A 25,410-nucleotide genomic window follows, 5' to 3' on the forward strand; every position below is an offset into this window, starting at 1 on the left:
AGAAACAACGAAATACAGTATGAAAAATAAAGTTTTAACAGGTTTATTATTGGTATTGATTGGAGGGTGGGGGAGCCTCCTGGCACAGAATGCCGGGAGCAATTATGCCCGTCAGGTGAATACACTGATAGGTACAAAAGGCGTTGGTCTGACTTCGGGATATCTTTATCCCGGAGCCACCTATCCTTATGGAATGGTGCAGTTCACCCCTTCTTACTTTTCCAAACGTTCCGGATTTGTCATCAACCAATTGAGTGGCGGCGGTTGCGAACACATGGGCAACTTCCCTACTTTTCCGGTAAAAGGCAAACTGAAGATGTCTCCGGACAACATTCTCAACTATCGTATCAATATCTCTGAAGAAAAAGGACATGCCGGCTATTATGAGGCAATGGTGCAGGAAGACATCAAAGCCAAACTGACTGTGACCGAAAGAACCGGTATGGCGAATTATGAATATCCGGCAGATCAACAATATGGTACAGTCATTATCGGTGGAGGTATTTCCGCCACTCCGATCGAGCAGGCAGCCGTTGTAATCACTGCACCGAATAAGTGTGAAGGATATGCAGAGGGTGGTAATTTCTGCGGTCTGCGTACACCGTATAAAGTCTATTTCGTTGCAGAATTTGATGCCGATGCCTTGGAATCGGGAACCTGGAAAAGAGATGAACTGAAACCGAACACCACTTTTGCCGAGGGAGAATATTCCGGAGTCTACTTTACTTTTGATGTAAGCAAGAAGAAAAATATCCAGTATAAGATTGGTGTTTCTTATGTTTCCGTAGAAAATGCACGTGAGAATCTGAAAGCAGAGAATACCGGATGGGACTTCTTACAGATTCAAAACCAGGCAGAATCCAAATGGAATGACTACTTGGGTAAAATCGAAGTAGAGGGCACTAATCCGGACCGGACCACTCAATTTTATACCCATTTGTATCGTTCGTTCATTCACCCGAATGTATGCAGTGATGTGAACGGAGAGTATATGGGAGCTGATTTCAAGGTGCATAAGTCCCGTTCTAAACACTACACCTCTTTCAGCAACTGGGATACCTATCGCACACAGATTCAATTATTGTCGATGCTCGATCCCGAAGTAGCTTCTGATATTGTGATTTCTCACCAACTATTTGCTGAAGAAGCTGGCGGCGCTTATCCACGTTGGGTCATGGCGAATATTGAAACCGGAGTGATGCAAGGAGATCCGACTCCTATCCTGATCTCTAATGCCTATGCTTTTGGTGCCCGTAATTATGATCCGAAGCCGATTTTCAAAATAATGAGAAAGGGAGCCGAAGAACCGGGAGCAATGTCGCAGAATGTGGAGGCGCGTCCGGGATTGAAACAGTATTTGGATAAAGGATATTATAATGCTTCCATTCAATTGGAATATACTTCTGCGGATTTTGCCATCGGACAGTTTGCATTGCACGCTGTAGGAGATGAATTTGCAAGTTGGCGTTATTTTCATTTTGCCCGTTCATGGAAGAATCTGTACAATCAGGAAACCGGCTGGTTGCAATCACGTAATCCGGATGGTTCGTGGAAACCTCTGACTGAAGACTTCCGTGAATCGACCTATAAGAATTATTTCTGGATGGTGCCTTACGATATTGCCGGTCTGATTGAAATAATCGGTGGAAAAGCCGCGGCAGAGAAACGTTTGGACGAATTCTTCACCCGTCTGGATGCCGGCTACAATGATGCCTGGTTTGCTTCCGGCAATGAACCGAGTTTCCATATCCCCTGGATATACAACTGGGTGGGAACTCCCTACAAAGCACAGGAAATTATCAACCGTGTATTGAATGAACAGTATTCAAGTAAAATTGACGGTCTGCCGGGTAATGATGATTTAGGTACGATGGGTGCCTGGTATGTGTTTGCCTGTATCGGTCTTTATCCCGAAATACCGGGAATAGGAGGCTTTACTGTAAATACACCAATCTTTTCATCGGTGAAAGTTCATCTGAAGAAAGGAGATATAGTGATAAAAGGCGGTTCGGAAAAGAATATCTATATCAAATCCATGAAGTTGAATGGCAAACCGTATGATAGTACATGGATAGATTGGGATCAACTTAATAATGGTGGGACTATTGATTTTGCTACCTCGGCCAAACCCGATGTAAAATGGGGAACTAAAGTGGTGCCTCCCTCTTTCCCTTAAAGAAATAAAGCAGGTTGGTAATAATTTTGCAAAAAGATTAGGCACGGATTACACGGATTTCACGGTTTTTAGAATGATGGGTATGTAAAGCAACAGCGTTAATCTGTGTAATCCGTGCCTATTTTATTATAAAAACTAATTATGAAGACATATTAATCAAACAACGTAAGAATGAAAAGAAAACTACAGAACATAGCTTATCTACTGATGGCTGCCGCATTCGTTACTTCATGTGGCGAGAAGAAACAAACATCCGAATTTCCGGATTGGGCGTGGGCGGACTTCCAGCGTCCGGAAGGCGTTAATCCAATTATCTCACCTGATACTACTACTATTTTCTATTGTCCGATGAGGCAGGATTCAGTGGCATGGGAGGCGAGCGATACATTCAATCCGGCTGCCACCGTTTATGATGGAAAAGTAGTAGTGCTCTATCGGGCTGAAGATAATTCGGCAACCGGTATTGGTTCACGTACTTCCCGTTTAGGATACGCTTCTTCCGACGACGGAATAAATTTCCAACGAATGACTGTTCCCGTATTTTATCCGGCAGACGATAGCCAGAAAGAACTCGAGAATCCGGGTGGTTGCGAAGACCCGCGCATTGCCGTAACAGAAGACGGACTTTATGTAATGCATTACACACAATGGAACCGTAAACAGGCACGTTTGGCAGTGGCCACCTCACGTGACCTCCAAACTTGGGAAAAACACGGACCTGCTTTTGCCAAAGCCTATAATGGAAGATTTCTGGATGAATTCTCAAAGTCTGCCTCTATCCTGACTAAATTAGTTGACGGCAAACAAGTGATCGCTCAAATAGATGGGAAATACTGGATGTATTGGGGAGAAAAGTTTGTCAATGTAGCTACCTCCACAGACCTCGTCAACTGGGAACCAATGTTGGATGAAAACGGCGAATTCCTGAAAGTCATGATACCCCGTCCGGGTAAATTCGACAGTGACCTGACCGAGTGTGGCCCTCCTGCTATCCTGACAGATAAAGGAATCCTGTTGTTTTATAACGGTAAAAACAAATCGGGTGCAGAGGGGGATACGCTTTATACAGCGAATTCCTATTGTGCCGGACAAGCCCTGTTTGATAGTAAAGACCCCACCAAACTAATCGATCGTCTGGATAAACCGTTCTATACTCCCGAATCAGACTTTGAGAAAAGCGGACAATACCCTGCCGGAACGGTATTTATCGAGGGACTTGTATTCCACAACCAGAAGTGGTTCCTCTATTATGGCTGTGCTGATTCTCGCGTGGCAGTTGCTATATACGATTCTCTCAAAAAATAAAGAAAATGTTCATGAAGAAGATCATAATCTTTCTGTTTGGCATTTGTATTTGTAAAAAATATTAAGACATGAAAAAGATTTTTGTATTGATTGCGGCAGTTTGTATGACATATACTACTGCCTTTGCTCAAACTGTGAAACCTTTTAAAGAGGGTGAAAGAGCAGTATTTTTAGGAAACAGTATCACGGATGGCGGTCATTACCATTCGTATATCTGGTTGTATTATATGACTCGTTTTCCGAATATGCCTCTCCGCATATTGAACGGTGGTATTGGCGGAGATACGGCATACGATATGAACAAACGCTTGGATGGAGATATTTTCCCAATGAAACCCTCTGTATTGATGGTTACTTTTGGTATGAATGACTCCGGATATTTTGAATATAACGGGGATAATCCAAAAGAATTCGGTGAACAGAAATATCAGGAAAGTATCAAGAACTATCAGCAAATGGAGAAGCGTTTCAAAGATCTTCCTGATACCCGTATTGTGATGGTCGGAACTTCCCCTTATGATGAAACCGTGCAATTGAAAGAGAATGTACCGTTCAAAACAAAGAACGAAACTATCAAACGTATCGTTGAATACCAGAAAGAATCTGCAGCTAAGAACAATTGGGAATTTACGGATTTGAATGCTCCTATGGTTGCTTTGAATCAACAAAACCAACAAAAAGATCCGGCATTTACGCTTTGTGGCAGCGACCGTATTCATCCGGATAATGACGGACACATGGTGATGGCTTACCTTTTCCTGAAAGCACAAGGATTTGTGGGTAAAGAAGTAGCAGAAATGGAGATAAATGCTAATAAGAAACAGGCAGTTAAAGCAGAGAATTGTACAATCTCAAATATCAAGAAGAACGGGAAAGATTTGAGCTTTGACTATCTGGCAGAAGCTCTTCCTTATCCTTTGGATACGATTGCCCGTGGATGGGGACAAAAAAAAGGTCAGGCAGAAGCTACGAAAGTCATTCCTTTTATGGATGAAATGAATCGTGAGGTTCTGAAAGTAACAGGTCTGAAAGGTGATTATAAATTGTTGATTGATGAGGAAGAAATTGGAATATGGAGTGGAGACGACTTGGCAAAAGGCATTAATCTAGCTGCCGAATCCAAAACTCCTCAATATCAACAGGCATTGACAGTGATGCACCTGAATGAATATCGTTGGGAGATTGAAAGAACATTCAGAGAGTATGCATGGTGTCAATTTGGCTTTTTCCAGCAGCAGGGATTGTTGTTCGCTAATGATAGAAAAGCAATTGAGATAATGGATGAAAACGTGGATAAGAATGTCTGGTTGAAAGGACGTCGCGATATGTATTCAAAGATGATGCTGGATCCTGTCCGTGAAGCTCGTGAGCAGGAAATGGAAGTTCTTATCAATAAGATTTATGAGGTTAATAAACCTGTAGTAAGAAAGATTTTACTTAGAAAGATATGATGCGATAATGACGTAGAAATACGATAGAATACTCATCGTAATGAGAAAAAATACTCATACCAATGGAAATATATTCTCATAGGTATGAGTATTTTTTCTCATAGGGATAAGTATTGTTGAGAATTTGAGTTTTTAATTCTTCTTCCAGAAGTCGGAAGTGAAAAGCAATAATACAGTAAATAATTCCAAGCGTCCCAGGAGCATTAAGAAAGAAAGCAGCCATTTGGCAGCATCGGGCAATGCACTCCACGAGAAAGCCGGGCCACATGTGCCGAGGCCTGGTCCCATATTGCCTATGCTTGAGATTACGGTTCCTATTGATTCCAGAAAACCGACTCCTAAGCCCATCATGACAAGCACGCTGATGATAACAATAACTACATACAAAAAGGTGAAAGCCAATACAGTAGACTGAATGGAAGGGGAAATAACTTGCTTATTTACCCGCACCGGGAGTATGGCGTTAGGGTGAAGAATATGTTTGAATTCATTTTTCACTACTTGAAACAGAATAACCATACGAATACACTTGATCCCCCCTGTTGTACTGCCGGCACAAGCTCCGATAATCATCACAATGACGAGGCAGCCCCAAAGGATGGAAGGCCAAAGCATATAGTCAGCTGTGACGAATCCCGTAGAAGTTTGCAATGAAATCACTTGGAAAAGCGATTTCCGGAATGCCTCCTCTACTCCCATAGAAGAAGTCTGATGGAGCCAGACAGCAATGAATAGAGTGAAGAATGAAACACAAATAAAGTAGAACTTCAGTTCCGCATCATGTAAGAACTTCTTGATCTTCCCGTTAAACATCAATAGCAGCAATGTGAAGTTAATACCTGAAAGGAACATGAAAATGGAAATTACATAGTCTATGTAAGGTGAATGGTAATATTCAATGCTGGCCTGTTTGGTAGAGAACCCACCGGTACTGGTCGTTGCAAAAGCATGACATATACTATCGAATATACTCATGCCACCACCTATTAATAAAATAATCAGTGTTCCCGTCATTCCGGCATAAATACCCCAAATCCATTTAGCGGTGATGCCAATGCGGGGATGCACTTTGTCATGAGTAGGTCCACTGGCTTCTGCTGCGAATACCTGAATTCCGCCCACACCGAAAATCGGCAGAACGGCAATGGTGAAGAATACAATACCCAAACCACCTATCCATTGCGTCATAGCCCGCCAGAAAAGTATTCCGTGGGGCATTGACTCAATATTATTCAGAATAGTGGCCCCCGTACTGCTAAATCCGGACATCGTTTCAAAAAAAGCATCTGTAACATTGGGAATATATCCTCCTATATAATAAGGTAACATTCCGAAAAGGGAAAAGGTAACCCATGCTGCGCTGACGATGACATATCCATCGCGACGATTCAAGGATTTCACTGCGTCTTTCCCGACGGCAAGCAACAGAACGCCGATACAGGTTGTGACAGCAGATGAAATCAGGAAACTCTGCAAGTCATTCTCTTTATAAAAAAGAGAGACCGCTCCACAACATAACAGCATCGCTGTTTCTATCAGAAGCAGAAAGCCCAGAATCCGGAATATCATCTTTGAATTAATCATAAACTAGTATTAAGTATCAGGTATTAAGTATCAGGTATTAAGTATTAGTCGGTGAAAATGGGTTGCTACGGTTAATATTTAATACCTGATACTTAATACTTAATTAAAGAACTTCTCAATCTTTTTAATCATCATACTCAAACAGAATACGACTACATGGTCGCCGGGACGGATTTGTGTATCACCCGTCACCAAGATACCTTCTCCGTTGCGGATCATTCCTCCGATGGTAGTACCCTTCGGGAGTCCCAGGTCTTTAATCAGGTGTTTGGTGATTTTAGCACCTTCCGGTACAGTGAATTCAGCAACGTCCGCATTGGCAAAAGTAAGACATTTCACATTAGACACGTCGGCATCCAACATCATTTGGTAGATATGGCTGGCAGCAATCATTTTTTTATTGATAACAGTACCGATGTCAAGACTTTCCGCCATACCGATATAGTCGATATTCTCTACTTCTGCCACCGTCTTTTCCACTCCCATACGTTTAGCGGCGAGACAGGCTAGAATATTTGTTTCCGAGTTACCGGTCAGAGCTACAAATGCTTCGGTATTCTTTAGTCCCTCTTCGATGAGCAAATCCATGTCTCGGCCATCTCCGTTGATAATCATTGTCTTATCATCCAGTAACTCTGTCAGGCGGTTACAACGGTTCAGGTCATTATCAACTATTTTCACCTGCATATAGTCCGGCACATATTGTGCGGTACGGACTGCGATGCGGCTTCCTCCCATAATCATCACATTGCGTACGTCGGCATAATCTTCCTTGCCGGCTATCTTACGAATATAAGGAATATACTTGCGGGTAGTGGTGAAATAAACAATATCATGCAATTTAACGACATCGTCTCCACGCGGAATAATCGTTTCCGTTCCGCGTTTGATGGCTACTACGTGATAAGGTATATTAGGACCGCCTAGCTGATGCAGCGGTATATTCAGGATTTCAGCCTTTTCGCGCATCTTCGTACCAATCAGAACCAGAGAACCTCCACAAAACTCCCACCATTGGCGTACCCAGCTCATACGCATGGAAGATACGATTTCTTTCGCAGCCAGCATTTCCGGGTAAATCAGCGAATCTACTCCCAGCTTCTGGAAAAACTCTTTATTTTTGGGCAGAAGATATTCGTAATTGTCGATACGTGCCACTGTCTTTTTAGCTCCCAGATTGGTAGCCAGCATACAGGCAGTCATGTTACGGCTTTCGTCCGGTGTGACTGCGATAAACAGGTCGGCTTCTTTGACGCCCACTTCCTTTAATCCGGAGATGGAAGAAGGAGAAGCGGCAACAGTCAGCAAGTCAAAATTGGCACTAAGAGCACTTAGTTTCTCTTCGTCATCATCCATCAAGATGATATCTTGCTTCTCGCGCGATAACAGCTTGGCCAAATGGGTGCCTACGTTGCCGGCACCGGCAATAATAATCTTCATGTCAATTGATAAATTCTTTTATTTTAGTCAGAATCCCTTCTTCATCCATGCCGCACAGTTGATATAGTTCGGCCACTGAACCATGCTCTACAAATATATTAGGGATACCGATACGCTTCACGGTTGGTTTGTATTCGTTGTCTGCCATAAATTCAAGGATAGCACTACCCATCCCGCCTTTGATAATCCCGTCTTCGATAGTCAGGACACGTTGGAATTTGCGTCCTACCTCATGTAACAGCTCTTCGTCCAGCGGTTTCAGGAAACGCAAATCGTAATGGGCGATCGACAGACCGAAATCAGCTTCTGCCCGGGTGATGGCACGGGCAGCTATGTTTCCTATCGGTCCGATAGTGATAACCGCAAGGTCGTTGCCCTCTTTCAGTTTTCGTCCTTTTCCCACCGGAATCTCTTCCAGCGGACACTTCCAATCCACTAATACACCGCGTCCGCGAGGGTAACGGATCACGAACGGACCCTTGTCCGGCAATTGTGCCGTATACATCAGGCGACGTAATTCATGTTCGTCCATGGGCGAACTGATCGTCAGATTGGGGATCGGACGCAAACATGCCATATCAAAAGCTCCGTGATGAGTGGGACCGTCTTCGCCAACCAAGCCGGCGCGGTCGAGGCACAAAACAACAGGGAGATTCTGAATCGCTACGTCATGAATGATATTATCATGCGCCCGTTGCATAAAAGAAGAATAGATATTGCAGAATGGTTGCAATCCGTCTTTTGCCATTCCACCGGAGAAAGTAACCGCATGTCCTTCGGCAATGCCTACATCAAACGCGCGTTTGGGCATTTTTTCCATCAGTATATTCATTGAACAGCCGCTAGGCATGGCGGGAGTGACACCAACAATCTTCGGATTGGCTTCGGCAAGCTCTACCAATGTATTTCCGAATACATCCTGAAAAAGCGGAGGCATTCCTTCAGTGTTAGCAATGAAACGTTCGCCGGTAACGGGATCGAACTTGCCGGGAGCATGCCATTCGGTAGCGTGCTTCTCTGCCGGTCCGAATCCTTTTCCTTTGATAGTATGCAGATGCAGGATTTTAGGTCCTTGCATATCTTTGATGTCGCGCAATACTCTTGCCAGATTCTTAACGTCGTGTCCGTCTATCGGACCGAAGTAACGGATATTCATCCCTTCGAAAATATTCTGTTGCTGTGCAGCCATTGATTTCAGGCTGTTCCCGAAACGTATGAGCGCTTTGCGGCGTTCTTCGTTTAGGATGCCGAGCTTGAACAACATGCGCGAGAGTTTGAAACGTAGCTGATTATAGCGGTTGGAAGTTGTCAGGTTAAAGAGATACTGCTTCATGCCTCCTACACTACGGTCAATAGCCATGTCATTGTCATTCAGGATAATGAGCAGGTTGTTCGACGTGGCGGATGCATTGTTCAGTCCTTCGAAAGCCAGTCCGCCACTCATGGAACCGTCGCCTATGATGGCTACTACATGGCGTTTGGCATCTCCTTTTCTGGCGGCTGCGACAGCCATACCGAGAGCTGCAGAAATAGAATTGGAAGCATGTCCGCACGTGAAAGTATCATATTCGCTTTCTTCCGGAGACGGGAAAGGGCGGATTCCTCCGAGTTTCCTGTTCGTAGAAAAGGCTTCACGGCGTCCTGTCAGTATTTTGTGGCCGTATGCCTGATGTCCCACGTCCCATACAATACGGTCATAAGGTGTATTGTAGACGTAGTGCAAAGCTACGGTCAGCTCCACTGTTCCCAGACTGGCAGCAAAATGCCCCGGGTTGCAGCAGAGTTCTTTAATAATGTCTTGCCTTAATTCACTACATACCTCCGGCAGTTGCTCCACGTCTAGTTTTCGCAGGTCTTCAGGATAATTGATAGTGTTTAGCAAGTTATATATCGGTTCATTCTTCATGATTCGAGGAAATTTAGTGCAAAAATACGAAAAGAAAGTATATTCGGCCTCCTTTTTTTTATAAAATCTTATTCGGCATAGAGACGTATCTGTTTTTCGTACCCCCTAAGATTATTGAATCGTGAGGAAAAAGAGGTAGGAAATTGTTTTTTGATTACTTTTGCATATGAAACGTAATGAAATGATGGAAAATCGTATGAACTTTCAAACATCTGTAGAATTGCCTGCCGGGATGCCGCCTGTCAGTCATGCAGATCATATTCTTCAGATGGGCTCCTGTTTTGCGGAAAATATCGGGAGACAATTAACAGATGCCGGGTTTCAGCTGGATCTGAATCCTTTTGGTATCCTTTATAATCCTTTGTCTATCTCATCCGCTTTGAGAGAGATTATAGGAAATAAAGAATATACCAGTCAGGATTTGTTTGCCTACAAAGACTTATGGCATAGTCCGATGCATCACGGCTCTTTTTCAGCTTTTACGCCCGAAGAAACATTGCATACCATAAATGCCCGTCTTCATCACGCCCATCAAAGACTGCCGGAGTTGAACTGGCTAATGGTAACTTTGGGCACCGCTTATGTTTATAAACAAAAAGAGAGTGGGCAAGTGGTAGCCAACTGCCATCAACTGCCGGAAAACCATTTCTTACGTTACCGGCTTACTGTTGAAGAAATTGTAGAAGATTATACAGCGCTCATCACCGGAATGGCAGCCTGCAATCCGGAATTAAAATGGCTGTTTACAGTCAGCCCGATCCGTCATATACGCGACGGAATGCACGCCAATCAATTAAGTAAATCTACGTTGTTACTGGCCATCGACCGGTTGCAGCAATTGTTCCCGGAACGAGTGTTCTACTTCCCCTCTTATGAAATCATATTAGACGAATTGCGTGATTATCGCTTCTATGCTGACGATATGCTGCATCCGTCTCCTCTGGCGATTCGTTACCTGTGGGAACGCTTCTCCGAAACCTTCTTTTCCGCTGAAACAAAGCAGGTTATCATGGCAGTGCAGGACATCCGCCGGGACTTGGCACATAAACCCTTTCACCCCGAGTCAGAGGCGTATCAACGCTTTTTAGGACAAATAGTGTTAAAAATAGAACGACTTATCGGAAAATACCCGTACTTAGATTTTCAAAAAGAAACAGAACTATGTCATATGCGATTGAATCCATAGCCAAAAGTATCGGTGCCCGCCGTATGGGCAAACATAAAGCGACTATTGATTGGCTGTTAACAGACAGCCGCTCTTTGAGTTTTCCGGAAGAAACTCTCTTTTTTGCTTTAACTACCAAACGAAATAGCGGAGTCCGTTATATCCCCGAATTATACGACCGGGGCGTACGCAATTTTGTAATAACAGAAGAAGACTTTAAATTAATTGAGAATGGAGAATTGAAAATGGAGAAATCTGGGCAAGATGATGATGCGCAGCCAATTCTCAATTCTCAACTCTCAACTCTCAATTTCCTTATCGTTCCCAATCCTCTGAAGGCTTTGCAGAAGCTTGCCGAAGCGCATCGTGATAAATTTAAAATCCCTGTGATCGGTATCACCGGAAGCAATGGAAAAACCATTGTGAAAGAGTGGTTGCACCAGTTACTTAGTCCGGATCGTTGTATCGTCCGTTCTCCGCGTAGCTATAATTCGCAGATCGGAGTTCCTCTTTCTGTATGGCAACTTTCAGAAGAAGCAGAACTGGGCATTTTCGAAGCCGGCATCTCCGAAATGGGAGAGATGGGAGCCTTGAAACGAATGATAAAGCCTACCATTGGTATTCTGACCAATATCGGCGGTGCCCATCAGGAAAACTTCTTCTCATTGCAAGAGAAATGCATGGAGAAGCTGACGCTTTTCAAAGACTGCGATGTAGTGATTTACAACGGCGATAACGAATTAATCAGTAATTGTGTCGCAAAATCAATGCTGACCGCACGTGAAATAGCCTGGAGCTGTAAGGATATTGAACGTCCATTGTATATCAGCCGTGTAATCAAGAAAGAAGATCATACCGTTATATCCTATCGTTATCTGGAAATGGATAATACATTCTGTATTCCTTTCATCGATGACGCTTCCATCGAAAACGTGCTGAATTGCCTGGCAGCTTGTCTTTACCTGATGACGCCTGCCGACCAGATCACCGAACGGATGGCCCGTCTCGAACCGATTGCCATGCGTCTGGAAGTGAAAGAAGGAAAGAATAACTGCGTATTGATTAATGATAGTTATAATTCAGACCTGGCATCGTTGGATATTGCACTCGACTTTCTGGTACGCCGTTCGGAAAAGAAAGGCTTGAAGCGGACACTGATCCTGTCGGATATACTGGAAACCGGACAAAGTACCGCTACGCTCTACCGGCGTGTAGCACAGTTGGTGCAGAGTAAAGGAATAAATAAACTGATTGGTGTAGGGCAGGAAATATCCTCCTGTTCCGCTCGTTTTGATGACGATCTCGAACGCTACTTCTTTCCTAACACAGAAGCACTTCTTACATCCGGCATACTCAAATCACTTCATTCGGAAGTAATTCTGGTAAAAGGTTCGCGCGTGTTCAACTTTGATTTGGTATCCGAAGAGCTTGAATTGAAGGTACATGAAACCATCCTTGAAGTAAACCTCGGAGCGATGGTCGCCAATCTGAACCATTACCGTTCCATGCTTCGCCATCCGGAAACAAAGGTGATCTGTATGGTGAAAGCATTCGCTTACGGAGCCGGTTCGTACGAAATAGCCAAGAGCTTGCAGGAACACCATGTCGATTATCTGGCTGTGGCCGTGGCTGACGAAGGTTCAGAACTTCGCAAAGCAGGTATTACCGCCTCTATTATAATCATGGATCCGGAGCTTACAGCATTTAAAACCATGTTCGATTATAAGCTGGAACCGGAAGTCTATAATTTCCATCTGCTCGATGCGCTCATCAAAGCGGCAGAAAAAGAAGGAATCACCAACTTCCCGATTCATGTGAAACTGGATACAGGTATGCATCGCTTGGGCTTTGCGGTAGAGGATATACCATTGCTCATTCGTCGTCTGAAGAATCAGAGTGCAGTGATCCCCCGTTCGGTATTCTCTCATTTTGTAGGAAGTGATTCGCCGCAGTTCGACACTTTCACTCGTGAACAGATTGAATTGTTCGAGAAAGGTTCGCAGGAATTGCAGGCCGCTTTCTCTCACAAGATTCTCCGTCACATCTGCAATACAGCAGGAATCGAACGTTTCCCCGATGCACAGTTTGATATGGTACGTTTGGGAATCGGACTTTATGGAGTTAGCCCGATAGACAATTCGATTATACATAATGTGAGCACGCTCAAGACTACCATTCTTCAAATCCGGGATGTTCCCCAGGAAGATACGGTGGGATATAGCCGGATGGGACATCTGGTACGCCCTTCGCGTATTGCAGCTATTCCTATCGGCTATGCGGATGGATTAAACCGTCATTTGGGACGTGGCAATGCCTATTGCCTGGTGAACGGAAAGAAAGCTCCTTATGTGGGTAATATCTGCATGGATGTGTGCATGATAGATGTAACGGACATTGACTGTCGGGAAGGCGATCAGGCCATCATTTTCGGTGATGATCTTCCGATTACGGTTTTGTCCGATACGCTGGATACAATCCCTTACGAAGTGTTGACAAGTATATCGACACGAGTGAAACGGGTATATTATCAAGATTAATTCACCACAGAGGACACGGAGCTTTTTCAAAGATACAAATCAGATACTGAAGATACTGACAGCGTATCATGAAAAAAGGACTCTGTGCCCTCTGTGTCCTCTGTGGTGAATAAAAATCTGTGTTAATCCATGTAACCTGTAGTGAAAATGATTATATTTGCAGCAACTATTAAAAACCTCTTTATCAAATAAACTTATGACAAACTTATTATTGTTAGGCTTTTTGCCTAGTGGGTCCGAATGGATTATTATCGCTTTGGTTATCCTTCTTCTTTTTGGTGGAAAGAAAATACCTGAACTGATGCGCGGATTAGGCAAAGGCGTGAAGAGCTTCAAAGACGGTGTGAACGAAGCAAAAGATGAAATAAACAAGGCAAAAGAAGATCTGGATAAACCTGCCGACACAGGTAAGTAAAGCAAGTACGGATGGCAGAAATGACCTTTTGGGATCATTTGGATGAACTGCGTAAGGTACTTTTTCGGGTGATCGGAATTTGGTTTGTTTTGGCGGTAGGCTACTTCATTGCTATGCCCTATCTTTTCGATCATGTGATATTGGCACCTTGCCACAATGATTTCATATTCTACGATTTATTACGGCATATCGGGAAGACATTTGATTTGACCGATGATTTTTTTACACAACAATTTTATGTGAAGCTAGTCAATATCAACTTGGCTGCTCCATTTTTTATTCACATGTCGACAGCATTCTGGATGTCGGTTGTGACAGCTATGCCTTATCTCTTCTTTGAAATATGGCGTTTCATTAATCCCGCTCTTTATCCGAATGAGAGAAAAGGAGTACGTAAAGCATTGACTATTGGAACGCTGATGTTCTTCATCGGTGTTCTGCTGGGGTACTTTATGGTTTATCCATTGACACTTCGTTTCCTGTCTACTTATCAGTTGAGCTCGGAAGTGGAGAATATCTTGTCACTCAATTCCTATATAGATAATTTTATGATGCTGATTCTCTGCATGGGATTGGCTTTTGAACTTCCATTGGTTACATGGCTGCTTTCTTTGATGGGAGTGGTGAACAAGTCCTTCCTGCGGAAATACCGCCGTCATGCGGTGGTTGTTATCGTGATAGCAGCAGCTATTATTACTCCGACAGGCGACCCTTTCACTTTAAGTGTCGTAGCTATTCCACTTTATCTGTTGTACGAGATGAGTATTTTGATGATAAAAGACAAGAAGAAAACCGAAGAGGAAGTAGAAGATGAAGCTGGAGATGACGTTGCCCTGTCCGAAGAGTGAAGCGATAGAATCTTATGAATTACTTTTAGCAGTTTGCCGGGCAGAAGACGCCTACCTTGCCGTAGGATATAAGCAAATGCGTGACTTGCTGGAACGCATTTGTCGCGCGCAAATGCAAAACGAAAGTTTACAGATGACCGATCTTTCCGCACGAATTAGTTTTGTGTCGGCTAAGGTGGGTCTTTCTGTTGCCGAGCAGAATCGGCTGCATACCTTCCGGTTAACTTCAAATGCTATCCTGAACCGTCAACAAGAGCCCAATCGGGAACAACTCTTGCGGGATGCGAAAACTCTGGCTTTCTTTATCCGTAAACTCTTGGAAGAAGATATTCCTCCGAAACTATATCGGTTGCTTCCCCGTGCGGATGCCACCTATTTGGTTGCGCCTCCTGCCCGCGAACGGGTGCAGCGGATGCGTGTCTGTTTCCAGTATGCCGACGAACAATATCTGTATGTGACTCCCTTAGATGAAGTTTCGGAGCAACCATACCTTGTCTGTTATAATGTTCCCCAAATCAATGAAGAGTTTGCAGAGACGTGCAAGCTGCTTTGGCGTCATGCGCAAGTCAACTTATTGGATGTAGCCATCGATGAAGCAGGAATCCTGACCCCTTCTTTTATCGTACTCGAACCGGATTACTTGCTCGACATCAGTTCCCTTGCCGAGTGTTTCCGTGACTACGGACACCATCCGGCCAACTATTTTCTTTCCCGTCTTCAACCGATCGAAAATGCCCGTCCTTTATTATTGGGAAATATAGCCAACCTTTTTCTGGACGAATGGATTCATGCAAAGAGCGAAGAGATAGACTATCGTACCTGTATGCAGAAAGCCTTCCGGCGTTATCCTATTGAACTGGCCGCCTGTTCCGATTTACGAGACAAGGAGAAAGAACGCCAATTCTTTGAAGACTGCAAATTGCACTTCGATCATATTCGTGAAACAGTAAATGACACCTTTCATGCAGCCGGCTATGAGCTTGACAAAACAGATGCCGTGCTCGAACCATCTTATATCTGTGAGGCACTCGGACTTCAGGGACGTCTTGACTATATGCAGCGGGATATGTCTTCTTTCATCGAAATGAAATCCGGTAAAGCGGACGAGTATGCTATCCGGGGCAAGGTAGAACCGAAAGAGAATAATAAGGTACAGATGTTGCTTTATCAGGCGGTATTGCAATATTCGATGGGAATGGATCACCGGAAAGTGAAGGCTTATTTGCTTTATACCCGCTATCCGCTTCTTTATCCTTCCCGTCCTTCGTGGGCGATGGTGCGCCGGGTGATTGATTTGCGTAACCGGATTGTAGCCGATGAATATGGCATCCAATTACGAAACAGTCTGGAGTATACGTCACAAAAACTGGAAGAAATCAATGCTTCTACCTTGAATGAGCGAGGCTTGAAAGGGCGTTTCTGGGAAACATACCTGCGTCCTTCTATTGATAACTTCCAATCGAAGCTGAAAGCTCTTTCCTCATTGGAAAAGAATTACTTCTATGCGGTGTACAACTTTATAACAAAGGAACTTTATACCTCAAAATCCGGTGACGTAGATTATGAAGGACGTACAGGGGCAGCTTCTTTGTGGCTCTCTACGTTGGCGGAGAAATGTGAGGCCGGAGAAATCATTTATGATTTGAAAATAAAGGAGAATCATGCTGCTGATGAACATAAAGCCGGACTTACTTTTTCTTTTTTTCAAAAGAAAAAAGCAGGGGATGCTTTGACAAATAAGATCCCCGTAACTGGGACTACCGGAAGTGATATTACTGAAAATGAAGTCTCTGAAAGTAATATAATCGGAAATAGAGCTCTTGAAAGTGAAACTTTTCTTCCTAATTTCCGTCAAGGAGATGCTATTATCCTTTATGAACGGAATTGCGATGCAGATAATGTCACCAATAAAATGGTTTTCAAAGGCAATATTGAGTACCTGACAGAAAACGAAATAGGCATTCGGTTACGTGCTACCCAGCAGAATCCATCCGTGCTTCCTGCCGAAAGCCTCTATGCGATAGAACATGATATCATGGATACTACATTCCGTTCCATGTATCAGGGCTTGTATGCCTATCTTTCCGCCACACAGGAACGTCGGGATTTGTTGTTATCGCAGCGTTCTCCGAGGTTTGATGAATCATTGGATTCTCTCATTTCCTGTTCGAAGGATGATTTTACACGAGTTGCTTTGAAAGCAAAAGCCGCACAGGATTATTTCCTTCTTATCGGACCTCCGGGAACGGGCAAGACTTCGTGCGCCTTGAAGAAAATGGTAGAAACCTTTCATGCAGACAAGGATGCGCAGATTCTTTTGCTTTCCTATACCAACCGGGCGGTTGATGAGATATGCAAGTCGTTGGCTTCCATTGCCCCGGCAGTTGATTTTATCCGGGTGGGAAGCGAATTATCCTGTGATGAAGCCTATCGCGAGCATCTGATTGAAAATGAGTTATCTTCTTGCAACCGTCGTTCAGAGGTCTATGAGCGTATTCGGAGTTGCCGGATTATCGTGGGGACCGTAGCGGCTATTTCCGGTAAACCGGAACTGTTTCGTCTGAAACACTTTGATGTGGCTATCATTGATGAGGCTACTCAAATATTGGAGCCGCAGTTACTGGGTATTCTTTGTGCCCGTGGAGAAGACGGGAAAAATGCAATTGATAAGTTTGTATTGATTGGAGATCATAAGCAACTGCCTGCCGTTGTTCAGCAAAACACCGAACAGGCGGCAATCTATGATGAATCATTACTGTCTATCGGGTTGAGTAATCTGAAAGATTCTTTGTTTGAACGTCTTTACCGGAGCTGTACGGCAGCCTGTTCATCGTCCGCTATTCAGCGTTCCTATGATATGCTTTGTCGTCAGGGACGTATGCATCCGGAGGTTGCCTTATTCGCCAATCGTACTTTTTACGGAGGTCGTCTGATTCCTGTCGGACTACCTCATCAAATAGAGGACTCGGACACGATCTGCCGTTTGGCCTTTTATCCTTCTGTACCGGAGAAAGCAGGAGCGTCTGCCAAAATCAACTATTCGGAAGCACGTATCGTTGCAGATTTAGCCGTTCGCATTTATGAACACCATCAGTCGGATTTTGACGAATCCCGTACCTTAGGAATCATTACTCCTTATCGGAGTCAGATAGCATTGATAAAAAAAGAAATAGAATCAGTAGGTATTCCGGTTCTGAATCGCATTCTGGTTGACACCGTGGAGCGGTTTCAGGGAAGCGAGCGTGATGTAATAATCTATTCCTTCTGTGTCAACTACCCTTATCAATTAAAATTTCTATCCAATCTGACGGAAGAAGAGGGTGTTTTGATTGACCGGAAACTGAATGTTGCCTTAACCCGTGCGAGGAAACAGATGTTCATCACAGGAGTTCCCGAACTCTTGGAACGTAATCCACTCTACAAAAGTTTATTAAAATTAATAGAAGGCTCCTGAAAAATTGCATCATTTTGCAGATGTTAGTTTTTATTCTCTCTTTATGCAATTCATTAACACCTCTATATTGAACAAACGCCTATATTTGCAACACGTTTTTTTCATAGAGATTTAGATTTAAGGTTAGAAGAATTGTGGAAGTCGTGAGACTTCCCTTTTTTTCATCTTAACGTTTACTATACTTCATTATAGGAATGCAAAAACACTGTTTTAAGTGTTACGTTTAAATATTTTGCAGGAGGATGATGCAGGATAAGTAAACCTAAAAAGCCTTCTTCGTGAGAAGAGGCTTTTTTATTTTTTTCATTTTTTGAATAATTGGTTAAAAAACAAAAGAGTAATCCGGCGACGGATTACTCTTTTGTTTTTATGGATAGTATCTATTGATATGGAATTAATCCAATACGATAGGTTTGTATTTCGGAACTAATGCTTTCATGATGATCCAACCCAGCAAGTAAGCTACTGCACACACGCAGAAAATAATGAAATATCCGGCCGGTTTACCTTCAAAGCCCATGAATGTCATGGCAGGGTGTACGAATTGCGCTCCCTGTTCCAGCAACTCTTTCGTCATTTCTACTTCTTTACCGTCAACCATCGTTGTTCCGGAAGCATATACGAATAAGTTACCTGCTACTTTCTGAAGAATCATGGAGCCGAAACCACCTGCCATACCACCAATACCAGTGATACTTGCGATAGCTGTTCTTGGGAACATATCACCTACAGTAGAGAAGATATTAGCCGACCAGGACTGGTGAGCAGCGCCACCGATACCGATCAAAATAACCGGGAACCATGGAGAAACCGTGCCTAACGGCTGTGCCAACAATACAACCAATGGGAAGAAGGCGAAGATCAACATCGCTTTCATACGGGCTGCATACGGATTCATACCTGTTTTGTTGATAAAGATAGTAGGCAATTTACCACCGTAGATAGACAACATTGTTACTGCATAAAGCGTAAAAATCAATGCCATACCTAGTGGATCGGAAGTTTTGATACCGAATTGAGTATTCAGGTAAGACGGAGTCCAGAAAAGGAAGAACCACCATACGCCGTCAGTGGTAAACTTACCAAAGATGAAAGCCCATGTCTGCTTGTAGCTGAAGCATTGCCAGAATTTCATTCTCTTTTCATCTTTTTCGTCTGTCATCGGCGCACTACCAGCTTCGCGCTGGTCTTGTTCGATATAGTCAAGCTCTGCCTGGTTAACGTGTTTGCTTTTCGACGGAGCATCGTACATGAATACCCAGAATCCCATCCAGATGAAACCAAGTCCACCAATTACGATAAACGCCATTTCCCAACCGAACATTTTTGCCAAAATAGGAATGGTAAGAGGAGCGATCAATGCACCGATAGAAGCACCGGCGTTGAAGATAGAAGTAGCGTAAGCACGGTCTTTCTTAGGGAAATACTCTGCAGTTACTTTAATTGCAGCGGGGAAGTTACCGGCTTCTCCCAAAGCGAGGATACAGCGGGCAGCGAGGAAGCAGTACATACTGACAGTAGCAATGGTGACTACCACATCTCCTGTGGCACCTGCCAGTTCTGCTGCGCTATGCAGACCTACCTGTGCTTCTGTGATAACGCCACAAACGGCATGAAGACAAGCACCTGCCGACCAGACACCGATGGCCCATAAAAATCCTTTTTTAGTTCCCATCCAATCGACAAAGCGACCGGCAAACAGCATACATATAGCGTATACAATGGAGAAAACAGAAGTAATAGTACCGTAGTGAGATTCGTCCCAGTGGAATTCCGGTTTGATAAATTCGTCCCACGTCAATGAGAGAACCTGACGGTCGAGATAGTTAACTGTAGTAGCAAAAAATAGCATAGCACAGATGGTCCACCTGTAGTTTGTCATCTTTTCGCCTGTTTTTTGAAATGCATTCATGATAATGGATTTAAATAGATTTTGTTTCGTTGACAAAGGTCGGCATTTCGACTGAATTTTATTTGTAAAAATTGGTCAAAATCATGTATTATTCGTTGCATTATATATGGATTTTGTTACATCTTATTATATAATAGGTAACGAAGTGTTTGTTCTTTGGGGGAAGAATATGTAAAATCCGGAAAACTTCACCTCTTTCTCCTGCAAGAGAAAAGAATGAAGTTTTTCGGATCATTGATTATATGTATGAATAGGAATACGCAACGGTTAGCGCATTTCTGTATATTTGATCTTGTCCATGTCTCCATAGTCGAGGTTTTCACCAGCCATACCCCAAATAAACATATAGTTACTTGTTCCGGCAGCAGCATGGATAGACCATTCCGGTGACATGATAGCCTGCTCGTTCTGCATCCATACGATACGTTCTTCTTGAGGTTCGCCCATGAAGTGGCAGATAGCATTGCCCTCCGGTACGTTGAAATAGAAGTATGCTTCCACACGACGGGAGTGAGTGTGTGCCGGCATCGTGTTCCATACGCTACCCGGTTTCAATTCCGTCAATCCCATCTGCAATTGGCAAGGACCTTCTTCAAGTACATTGTTGACAATCAACTGGTTGATAACGCGGTCATTACTTTCTTCCATCTTTCCGGCAGCGAATGAATTAGCTTTCAGGGAGCCTTTGCGTCCGTCAATAGTGATCAATTGAGTTTTGTACTCTTTGTGAGCAGTCGCCGAGTTGATGTAGAACTTGGCAGGATTGCTGGAATCTTTGCTCTTGAAAGTCACTTTCTGCTTGCCTCTACCTACGTACAAGGCATCTTTGAATTTCAGCGTGTATTCTTTACCGTCTACAGTTACAATACCTTCGCCACCGATGTTGATAACACCCAGTTCACGGCGTTCGAGGAAAAATTTAGCTTTCAGCGGATCGATTGTTTCCAGAACCAGTTCTTTGGTTGCAGGTACTGCACCGCCAAAGATCAGACGGTCGTACATCGAATAAGTAAGGTTAATTTCATTCGGAACCATTACTTTTTCCATCAGGAAGCTACTACGCAAGCGGTTTGTATCATACGTTTTCACGTCTTGCGGACTGCAAGCCACTTGCATCTTGTAATTCACCTGGGCAGAAGCAGACATCGCTGCGATACCCAACATCATTGCAATTGCTAATTTTTTCATCATCTTTTCTTTATAGGATTTATATTATTCTTTATTGGTTGATGCATTTTTCGCGTCATTCCGGGTCATGCGGATACGGTTGTAAACAGCCATACCGAGTGCCAGCGCGACAAGGATAGCCGGACCGATAATCTTCAGACTGTAAGTCAAGTGAAAGATACCCCAGCAGAAGAGGCTGGAAGCGAAATCGAGTGCTCCACCTTCGAAACCGGCGGGAATATTCACTGTCGGGTCACCCGTTGCAGCATATACATCTTTGGCAGCCAGCGTGAAGAAACCTGCTAGTCCTGTGACGAAATACAGTCCGACTGTTAAAGCTACCAGACCGATAATGAATGATTTCACTACGTTACCTTTTGTAATAGGCAGAATCATCGGGAATAAGTAGAACATACCTGCCAGAGAAGCCAACGGTAAGAAACGGTTGCCCGGAAGGATAACGGCCAGGAAGATCGTTACAGGAATCAAAAGCAGGGATACTACCAACGTAGTCGGATGACCGATTACCAATGCAGGGCTCATACCGATGCTCAAACCGGTGTTATTCTTATATTTTTTAGCGATCAACTCACGGGTAGCGTCAGAAATCGGTTTCAAACCTTCGATGAAAAGGCTGGTGATACGTGGAATCAACTCCATCACCGCACCCATCTTGATTCCTAATCCTAAAATCCCCGGAATACCGTCCAATACTTCTTTCCAACTGGCACAACCCAGTGCTCCGATACCGCAACCGATAACGATACCCAGAAACAACGGTTCACCCATCAATCCGAATTTCTTTTTCATACCTTCAGAATCGATATTCAGTTTGTCGAATCCCGGAATTTTATCAAGTAGTTTGTTGATTACAATAGCAAACGGAACAAAACTTTGGCAGAAAGGCTGTGGAATAGAGATACCCTCCATTTTATCATAGAACTTTTGGAAAGCGGGAGCAGTCATATCCGCCATTACCAGTGTAATGATGTAGCAGATGATTGCAGCGAAAAATCCCCAGAAGATATTGTCGGAAGCAAAATAAACGATCGCTCCGATAAAGGCGAAATGCCAGTAGTTCCAAAGGTCGATGTTGACAGTGCGGGTTGTTTTAGTAAGCAACATCAGCAAATTAACACCCAGACAAACCGGAATAATAAAAGCACCGACAGATGTGTTGTAGGCAACTGCTGCTGCAGAGGGCCATCCCATGTCGAAAATACCCAGTTCCAATCCGTAGATTTCTACCATTTTACTTAGTGCAGGGCCCAGGCTGCTGGTAAGCAACGCTGTGACTACTGATAAACCGACGAAACCGACACCTACCAATAAACCGCTTTTCAGCGCTTTAGAGAATTTAATACCTATACATACTCCTAAGATTGTGAAAATGACCGGCATCATCACTGCCGCTCCAAGACCGATAATGTACTTGAATACTTCTTCCATTCTGTTCTATTTTTTCTCTGTTTTAATGATAAATTACCTGTGTTTCCCCCAGAGGGTATTAGTTGTAAACCGTGCCAAAAGTACGACCTTTTCCGCTTTCTTCCAAAACGAAACTCTTAATTTATCAGATATTGCATAAAAAATGGACATTTTTGACGTTTACGTGCACAAAATTGGTCGTTTCCGTGCACGAAAAACAAAAAATGCACCTACTTGACTAAAAAATCCTATCGGGTTTGGAGGAAAAACACTACTTTCGTAGCGTGAAAGACTTGTATGTTTAATCCTTAAAATAACAAACCATGAGACGAACTCTTTTTTCTAATTTTTTTATATTGGCTCTGCTGATTGCAATGACCGTTCCGGTATCGGCGCAACAGGTAGACGGCAAGTTGCCCTGGTCTGTACGGATGACCGAATCGGAAATGATCCGTTGCCCGGAATCCTGGCAACTCGATTTCCAACCGAAATTGAAGTGGGATTATTGCCACGGACTGGAATTGGGAGCTATGCTTGATGTGTATGATGCTTATGGTGACAAGAAAATTCGTGATTATGCCATTGCGTATGCAGATACAATGGTGCATGGGAACGGCAGCATTACCGCTTACAAATTAACTGATTATAGTCTCGACCGTATCAACTCTGGAAAAATTCTTTTCCGTATCTATGAGCAAACGAAGAATCCTAAATATAAAAAAGCGCTCGATCTGCTTTATAGCCAGTTTGAAGGACAGCCGCGCAATGAAGACGGTGGTTTCTGGCACAAAAAGATTTATCCTCATCAGATGTGGCTGGACGGAATTTACATGGGAGCTCCCTTCTATGCCGAATATGCCTTCCGTAATAATCTTCCGCAGGACTATGCAGATGTTATCAACCAATTTATCACCTGTGCGCGGCATACGTATGACCCTAAGAACGGTCTTTATCGCCATGCGTGTGATGTAAGTCGTACCGAACGTTGGGCAGATCCGGTAACCGGACAGTCGAAACATACTTGGGGACGTGCTATGGGATGGTATGCAATGGCATTGGTAGATGCACTTGAATTTATTCCGCTGCATGAAGCCGGAAGAGATTCCCTGCTGGATATCCTGAATAATGTGGCTGTGCAGGTGAAGAAACTTCAAGACCCGAAGACAGGAGGATGGTATCAGGTAATGGACAGGAGTGGGGACAAGGGAAATTATGTGGAATCTTCCTGTTCTGCTATGTTTATTTATTCGCTCTTTAAGGCAGTCCGTCTGGGATATATTGATAAATCTTATCTGGATGTAGCGCTGAAAGGTTATAAGGGATTTCTCGATAATTTTATCGAAGTGGACAAAAATGGATTGGTAACCATCACCAAAGCTTGCGCAGTAGCAGGATTGGGAGGAAAAGTGTACCGTTCCGGCGATTATGACTATTATATAAATGAAACTATCCGCAATAACGATCCTAAAGCCGTAGGACCTTTTATTATGGCTAGCTTGGAATATGAACGTTTACAAAAGTAATTTCCGGCGATGAAAAGGACTATTTTTAAAGGAATGATGTGCTTGTTTCTGCTCGGCGTAGGAGTAACATCTGTTTATTCACAGCAACAGCAACGCAAAGACACGTTAGTTGTGGCACGTGACGGGACAGGAGACTATCGTAATATTCAGGAAGCAGTGGAAGCTGTCCGCGCTTTTATGGATTATACGGTAACTATATTTATCAAGAATGGTGTCTATAAAGAAAAACTGGTCATCCCTTCTTGGGTAAAGAATGTTCAACTGGTGGGCGAAAGTGCAGAGAAAACGATTATTACTTATGACGATCATGCCAACATCAATAAGATGGGGACATTTCGTACCTATACAGTAAAAGTAGAGGGAAATGACATTACTTTTAAGGATCTGACGATTGAGAATAATGCGGCTCCATTGGGACAGGCGGTAGCTCTTCATACCGAAGGTGACAGGCTCATGTTTGTCAACTGCCGTTTCCTGGGAAATCAGGATACTATTTATACGGGTTCTGAAAGAACACGGCTCTTATTTACCAATTGTTATATCGAGGGGACTACCGATTTTATTTTTGGTCCCTCAACTGCTCTATTTGAATATTGTGAGCTTCATAGCAAACGTGATTCATATATCACGGCCGCTTCAACCCCACAAAGTGAAGAATTCGGATATGTCTTCAAGAACTGCAAGTTGACAGCTGCTCCGGACGTGAAAAAAGTATATCTGGGTCGTCCGTGGCGTCCTTATGCCGCAACGGTCTTTATTAATTGTGAGTTTGGTAATCACATCCGCCCCGAAGGATGGCACAACTGGAAGAATCCGGAGAACGAAAAAACAGCTCGTTATGCCGAATTTGGAAATACCGGTGCAGGTGCTGATACGACAGGACGTGTAACGTGGGCCAAACAACTGACGAAGAAGGAAGTAGCGAAGTATACTCCGGAAAACATCTTTAAAGAAAGTAGTAACTGGTATCCTTATAAATGAGAGAAGCAAGGCGAATGGTTGCCAGCCCGCTTGGGATTATTAGTTTCAACGCTTGAAACACTTTGCTTCAATACGGTGAACACATTGGTTCAACCGAAATAAATCGGTTTACGATAAG

The 25,410-nt window shown here is 43.6% G+C and carries 16 protein-coding genes; 10 read left to right on the forward strand and 6 right to left on the reverse strand.

Annotated features, from left to right (window positions below; all coding sequences use genetic code 11):
* The first annotated feature begins 19 nt into the window (after window positions 1-19).
* The 3 genes from AB3G73_RS22135 (at window position 20) to AB3G73_RS22145 (ending at window position 4,932) form a co-directional block, all read left to right on the forward strand.
* The gene (locus AB3G73_RS22135; RefSeq protein ID WP_320982959.1) at window positions 20-2,176 is read left to right on the forward strand and encodes a GH92 family glycosyl hydrolase; all 2,157 of its coding nucleotides are present in this window, start codon (window positions 20-22) and stop codon (window positions 2,174-2,176) included.
* A 171-nt stretch (window positions 2,177-2,347) separates the two neighbouring features.
* The gene (locus tag AB3G73_RS22140; RefSeq protein WP_367745613.1) at window positions 2,348-3,481 is read left to right on the forward strand and encodes a glycoside hydrolase family 130 protein; all 1,134 of its coding nucleotides are present in this window, start codon (window positions 2,348-2,350) and stop codon (window positions 3,479-3,481) included.
* Between the two features lie 68 nt (window positions 3,482-3,549).
* A complete protein-coding gene (locus AB3G73_RS22145) occupies window positions 3,550-4,932 on the forward strand; it encodes an SGNH/GDSL hydrolase family protein (RefSeq protein WP_217722046.1) in 1,383 nt (460 codons plus the stop codon).
* A 132-nt stretch (window positions 4,933-5,064) separates the two neighbouring features.
* Here the strand turns inward: AB3G73_RS22145 and AB3G73_RS22150 are convergent, their stop codons facing one another.
* The 3 genes from AB3G73_RS22150 to dxs all read right to left on the reverse strand — a co-directional run bounded on the left by AB3G73_RS22150 (window position 5,065) and on the right by dxs (window position 9,862).
* Window positions 5,065-6,516 carry a TrkH family potassium uptake protein gene (locus AB3G73_RS22150; RefSeq protein ID WP_367745614.1) on the reverse strand — a complete coding sequence of 484 codons (1,452 nt, stop codon included), beginning with the start codon at window positions 6,514-6,516 and terminating at the stop codon, window positions 5,065-5,067.
* 99 nt (window positions 6,517-6,615) lie between these two features.
* Window positions 6,616-7,956 carry a Trk system potassium transporter TrkA gene (gene trkA, locus AB3G73_RS22155; RefSeq protein WP_009000401.1) on the reverse strand — a complete coding sequence of 447 codons (1,341 nt, stop codon included), beginning with the start codon at window positions 7,954-7,956 and terminating at the stop codon, window positions 6,616-6,618.
* Between the two features lies 1 nt (window position 7,957).
* Complete coding sequence (dxs, locus tag AB3G73_RS22160) at window positions 7,958-9,862, reverse strand: 1-deoxy-D-xylulose-5-phosphate synthase (protein ID WP_217722044.1); 1,905 nt, start codon at window positions 9,860-9,862, stop codon at window positions 7,958-7,960.
* A 166-nt stretch (window positions 9,863-10,028) separates the two neighbouring features.
* Here dxs and AB3G73_RS22165 point away from each other — a divergent pair, with 166 nt between their 5' ends.
* The 5 genes from AB3G73_RS22165 (at window position 10,029) to AB3G73_RS22185 (ending at window position 18,281) form a co-directional block, all read left to right on the forward strand.
* Entirely contained in the window at window positions 10,029-11,048 is a 1,020-nt protein-coding gene (locus AB3G73_RS22165; protein WP_367745615.1) for a GSCFA domain-containing protein, read from the forward strand.
* Entirely contained in the window at window positions 11,024-13,564 is a 2,541-nt protein-coding gene (locus AB3G73_RS22170) for a bifunctional UDP-N-acetylmuramoyl-tripeptide:D-alanyl-D-alanine ligase/alanine racemase (RefSeq protein ID WP_367745616.1), read from the forward strand. Before AB3G73_RS22165 ends, AB3G73_RS22170 begins: the two co-directional genes overlap by 25 nt.
* Window positions 13,565-13,760: 196 nt before the next feature.
* The gene (locus AB3G73_RS22175) at window positions 13,761-13,979 is read left to right on the forward strand and encodes a twin-arginine translocase TatA/TatE family subunit (RefSeq protein WP_117934729.1); all 219 of its coding nucleotides are present in this window, start codon (window positions 13,761-13,763) and stop codon (window positions 13,977-13,979) included.
* 11 nt (window positions 13,980-13,990) lie between these two features.
* The gene (gene tatC / locus AB3G73_RS22180; protein WP_167511837.1) at window positions 13,991-14,827 is read left to right on the forward strand and encodes a twin-arginine translocase subunit TatC; all 837 of its coding nucleotides are present in this window, start codon (window positions 13,991-13,993) and stop codon (window positions 14,825-14,827) included.
* The gene (locus AB3G73_RS22185) at window positions 14,790-18,281 is read left to right on the forward strand and encodes an AAA domain-containing protein (RefSeq protein ID WP_367745617.1); all 3,492 of its coding nucleotides are present in this window, start codon (window positions 14,790-14,792) and stop codon (window positions 18,279-18,281) included. Before tatC ends, AB3G73_RS22185 begins: the two co-directional genes overlap by 38 nt.
* A gap of 394 nt (window positions 18,282-18,675) precedes the next feature.
* Here AB3G73_RS22185 and AB3G73_RS22190 read toward each other — a convergent pair whose 3' ends face one another.
* The 3 genes from AB3G73_RS22190 to AB3G73_RS22200 form a co-directional block, all read right to left on the reverse strand.
* Window positions 18,676-20,193 (reverse strand): MFS transporter, encoded by a 1,518-nt coding sequence (locus AB3G73_RS22190; RefSeq protein WP_167511836.1) that lies wholly within the window; start codon window positions 20,191-20,193, stop codon window positions 18,676-18,678.
* A gap of 267 nt (window positions 20,194-20,460) precedes the next feature.
* Window positions 20,461-21,381, reverse strand: coding sequence for a 5-dehydro-4-deoxy-D-glucuronate isomerase (kduI, locus tag AB3G73_RS22195; protein ID WP_148366599.1), 921 nt, complete (start codon window positions 21,379-21,381; stop codon window positions 20,461-20,463).
* Window positions 21,382-21,405: 24 nt separating this feature from the next.
* Window positions 21,406-22,809, reverse strand: coding sequence for a PTS galactitol transporter subunit IIC (locus tag AB3G73_RS22200; protein WP_259022246.1), 1,404 nt, complete (start codon window positions 22,807-22,809; stop codon window positions 21,406-21,408).
* A 302-nt stretch (window positions 22,810-23,111) separates the two neighbouring features.
* On the opposite strand from AB3G73_RS22200, the gene AB3G73_RS22205 reads away from it, so the two are divergent.
* Both AB3G73_RS22205 and AB3G73_RS22210 read left to right on the forward strand, forming a co-directional pair.
* Window positions 23,112-24,311: a glycoside hydrolase family 88 protein gene (locus AB3G73_RS22205; protein ID WP_259022247.1), complete on the forward strand. Its 1,200-nt coding sequence runs from the start codon at window positions 23,112-23,114 to the stop codon at window positions 24,309-24,311.
* Between the two features lie 9 nt (window positions 24,312-24,320).
* Window positions 24,321-25,292: a pectinesterase family protein gene (locus AB3G73_RS22210; RefSeq protein ID WP_367745618.1), complete on the forward strand. Its 972-nt coding sequence runs from the start codon at window positions 24,321-24,323 to the stop codon at window positions 25,290-25,292.
* Window positions 25,293-25,410 lie beyond the last annotated feature (118 nt).

The organism is Bacteroides sp. L008 (assembly GCF_040812255.1).
GTDB lineage: Bacteria > Bacteroidota > Bacteroidia > Bacteroidales > Bacteroidaceae > Bacteroides > Bacteroides vicugnae.

Coding starts and splice junctions, on each gene's coding strand:
- AB3G73_RS22150 (WP_367745614.1), bottom strand. CDS start 6,516: ATGATTAATTCAAAGATGATATTCCGGATTCTGGGCTTTCTGCTTCTG.
- kduI (WP_148366599.1), bottom strand. CDS start 21,381: ATGAAAAAATTAGCAATTGCAATGATGTTGGGTATCGCAGCGATGTCT.
- tatC (WP_167511837.1), top strand. CDS start 13,991: ATGGCAGAAATGACCTTTTGGGATCATTTGGATGAACTGCGTAAGGTA.
- AB3G73_RS22205 (WP_259022247.1), top strand. CDS start 23,112: ATGAGACGAACTCTTTTTTCTAATTTTTTTATATTGGCTCTGCTGATT.
- AB3G73_RS22140 (WP_367745613.1), top strand. CDS start 2,348: ATGAAAAGAAAACTACAGAACATAGCTTATCTACTGATGGCTGCCGCA.
- AB3G73_RS22145 (WP_217722046.1), top strand. CDS start 3,550: ATGAAAAAGATTTTTGTATTGATTGCGGCAGTTTGTATGACATATACT.
- AB3G73_RS22165 (WP_367745615.1), top strand. CDS start 10,029: ATGAAACGTAATGAAATGATGGAAAATCGTATGAACTTTCAAACATCT.
- AB3G73_RS22170 (WP_367745616.1), top strand. CDS start 11,024: ATGTCATATGCGATTGAATCCATAGCCAAAAGTATCGGTGCCCGCCGT.
- AB3G73_RS22135 (WP_320982959.1), top strand. CDS start 20: ATGAAAAATAAAGTTTTAACAGGTTTATTATTGGTATTGATTGGAGGG.
- AB3G73_RS22210 (WP_367745618.1), top strand. CDS start 24,321: ATGAAAAGGACTATTTTTAAAGGAATGATGTGCTTGTTTCTGCTCGGC.
- AB3G73_RS22185 (WP_367745617.1), top strand. CDS start 14,790: ATGAAGCTGGAGATGACGTTGCCCTGTCCGAAGAGTGAAGCGATAGAA.
- AB3G73_RS22190 (WP_167511836.1), bottom strand. CDS start 20,193: ATGAATGCATTTCAAAAAACAGGCGAAAAGATGACAAACTACAGGTGG.
- dxs (WP_217722044.1), bottom strand. CDS start 9,862: ATGAAGAATGAACCGATATATAACTTGCTAAACACTATCAATTATCCT.
- trkA (WP_009000401.1), bottom strand. CDS start 7,956: ATGAAGATTATTATTGCCGGTGCCGGCAACGTAGGCACCCATTTGGCC.
- AB3G73_RS22200 (WP_259022246.1), bottom strand. CDS start 22,809: ATGGAAGAAGTATTCAAGTACATTATCGGTCTTGGAGCGGCAGTGATG.
- AB3G73_RS22175 (WP_117934729.1), top strand. CDS start 13,761: ATGACAAACTTATTATTGTTAGGCTTTTTGCCTAGTGGGTCCGAATGG.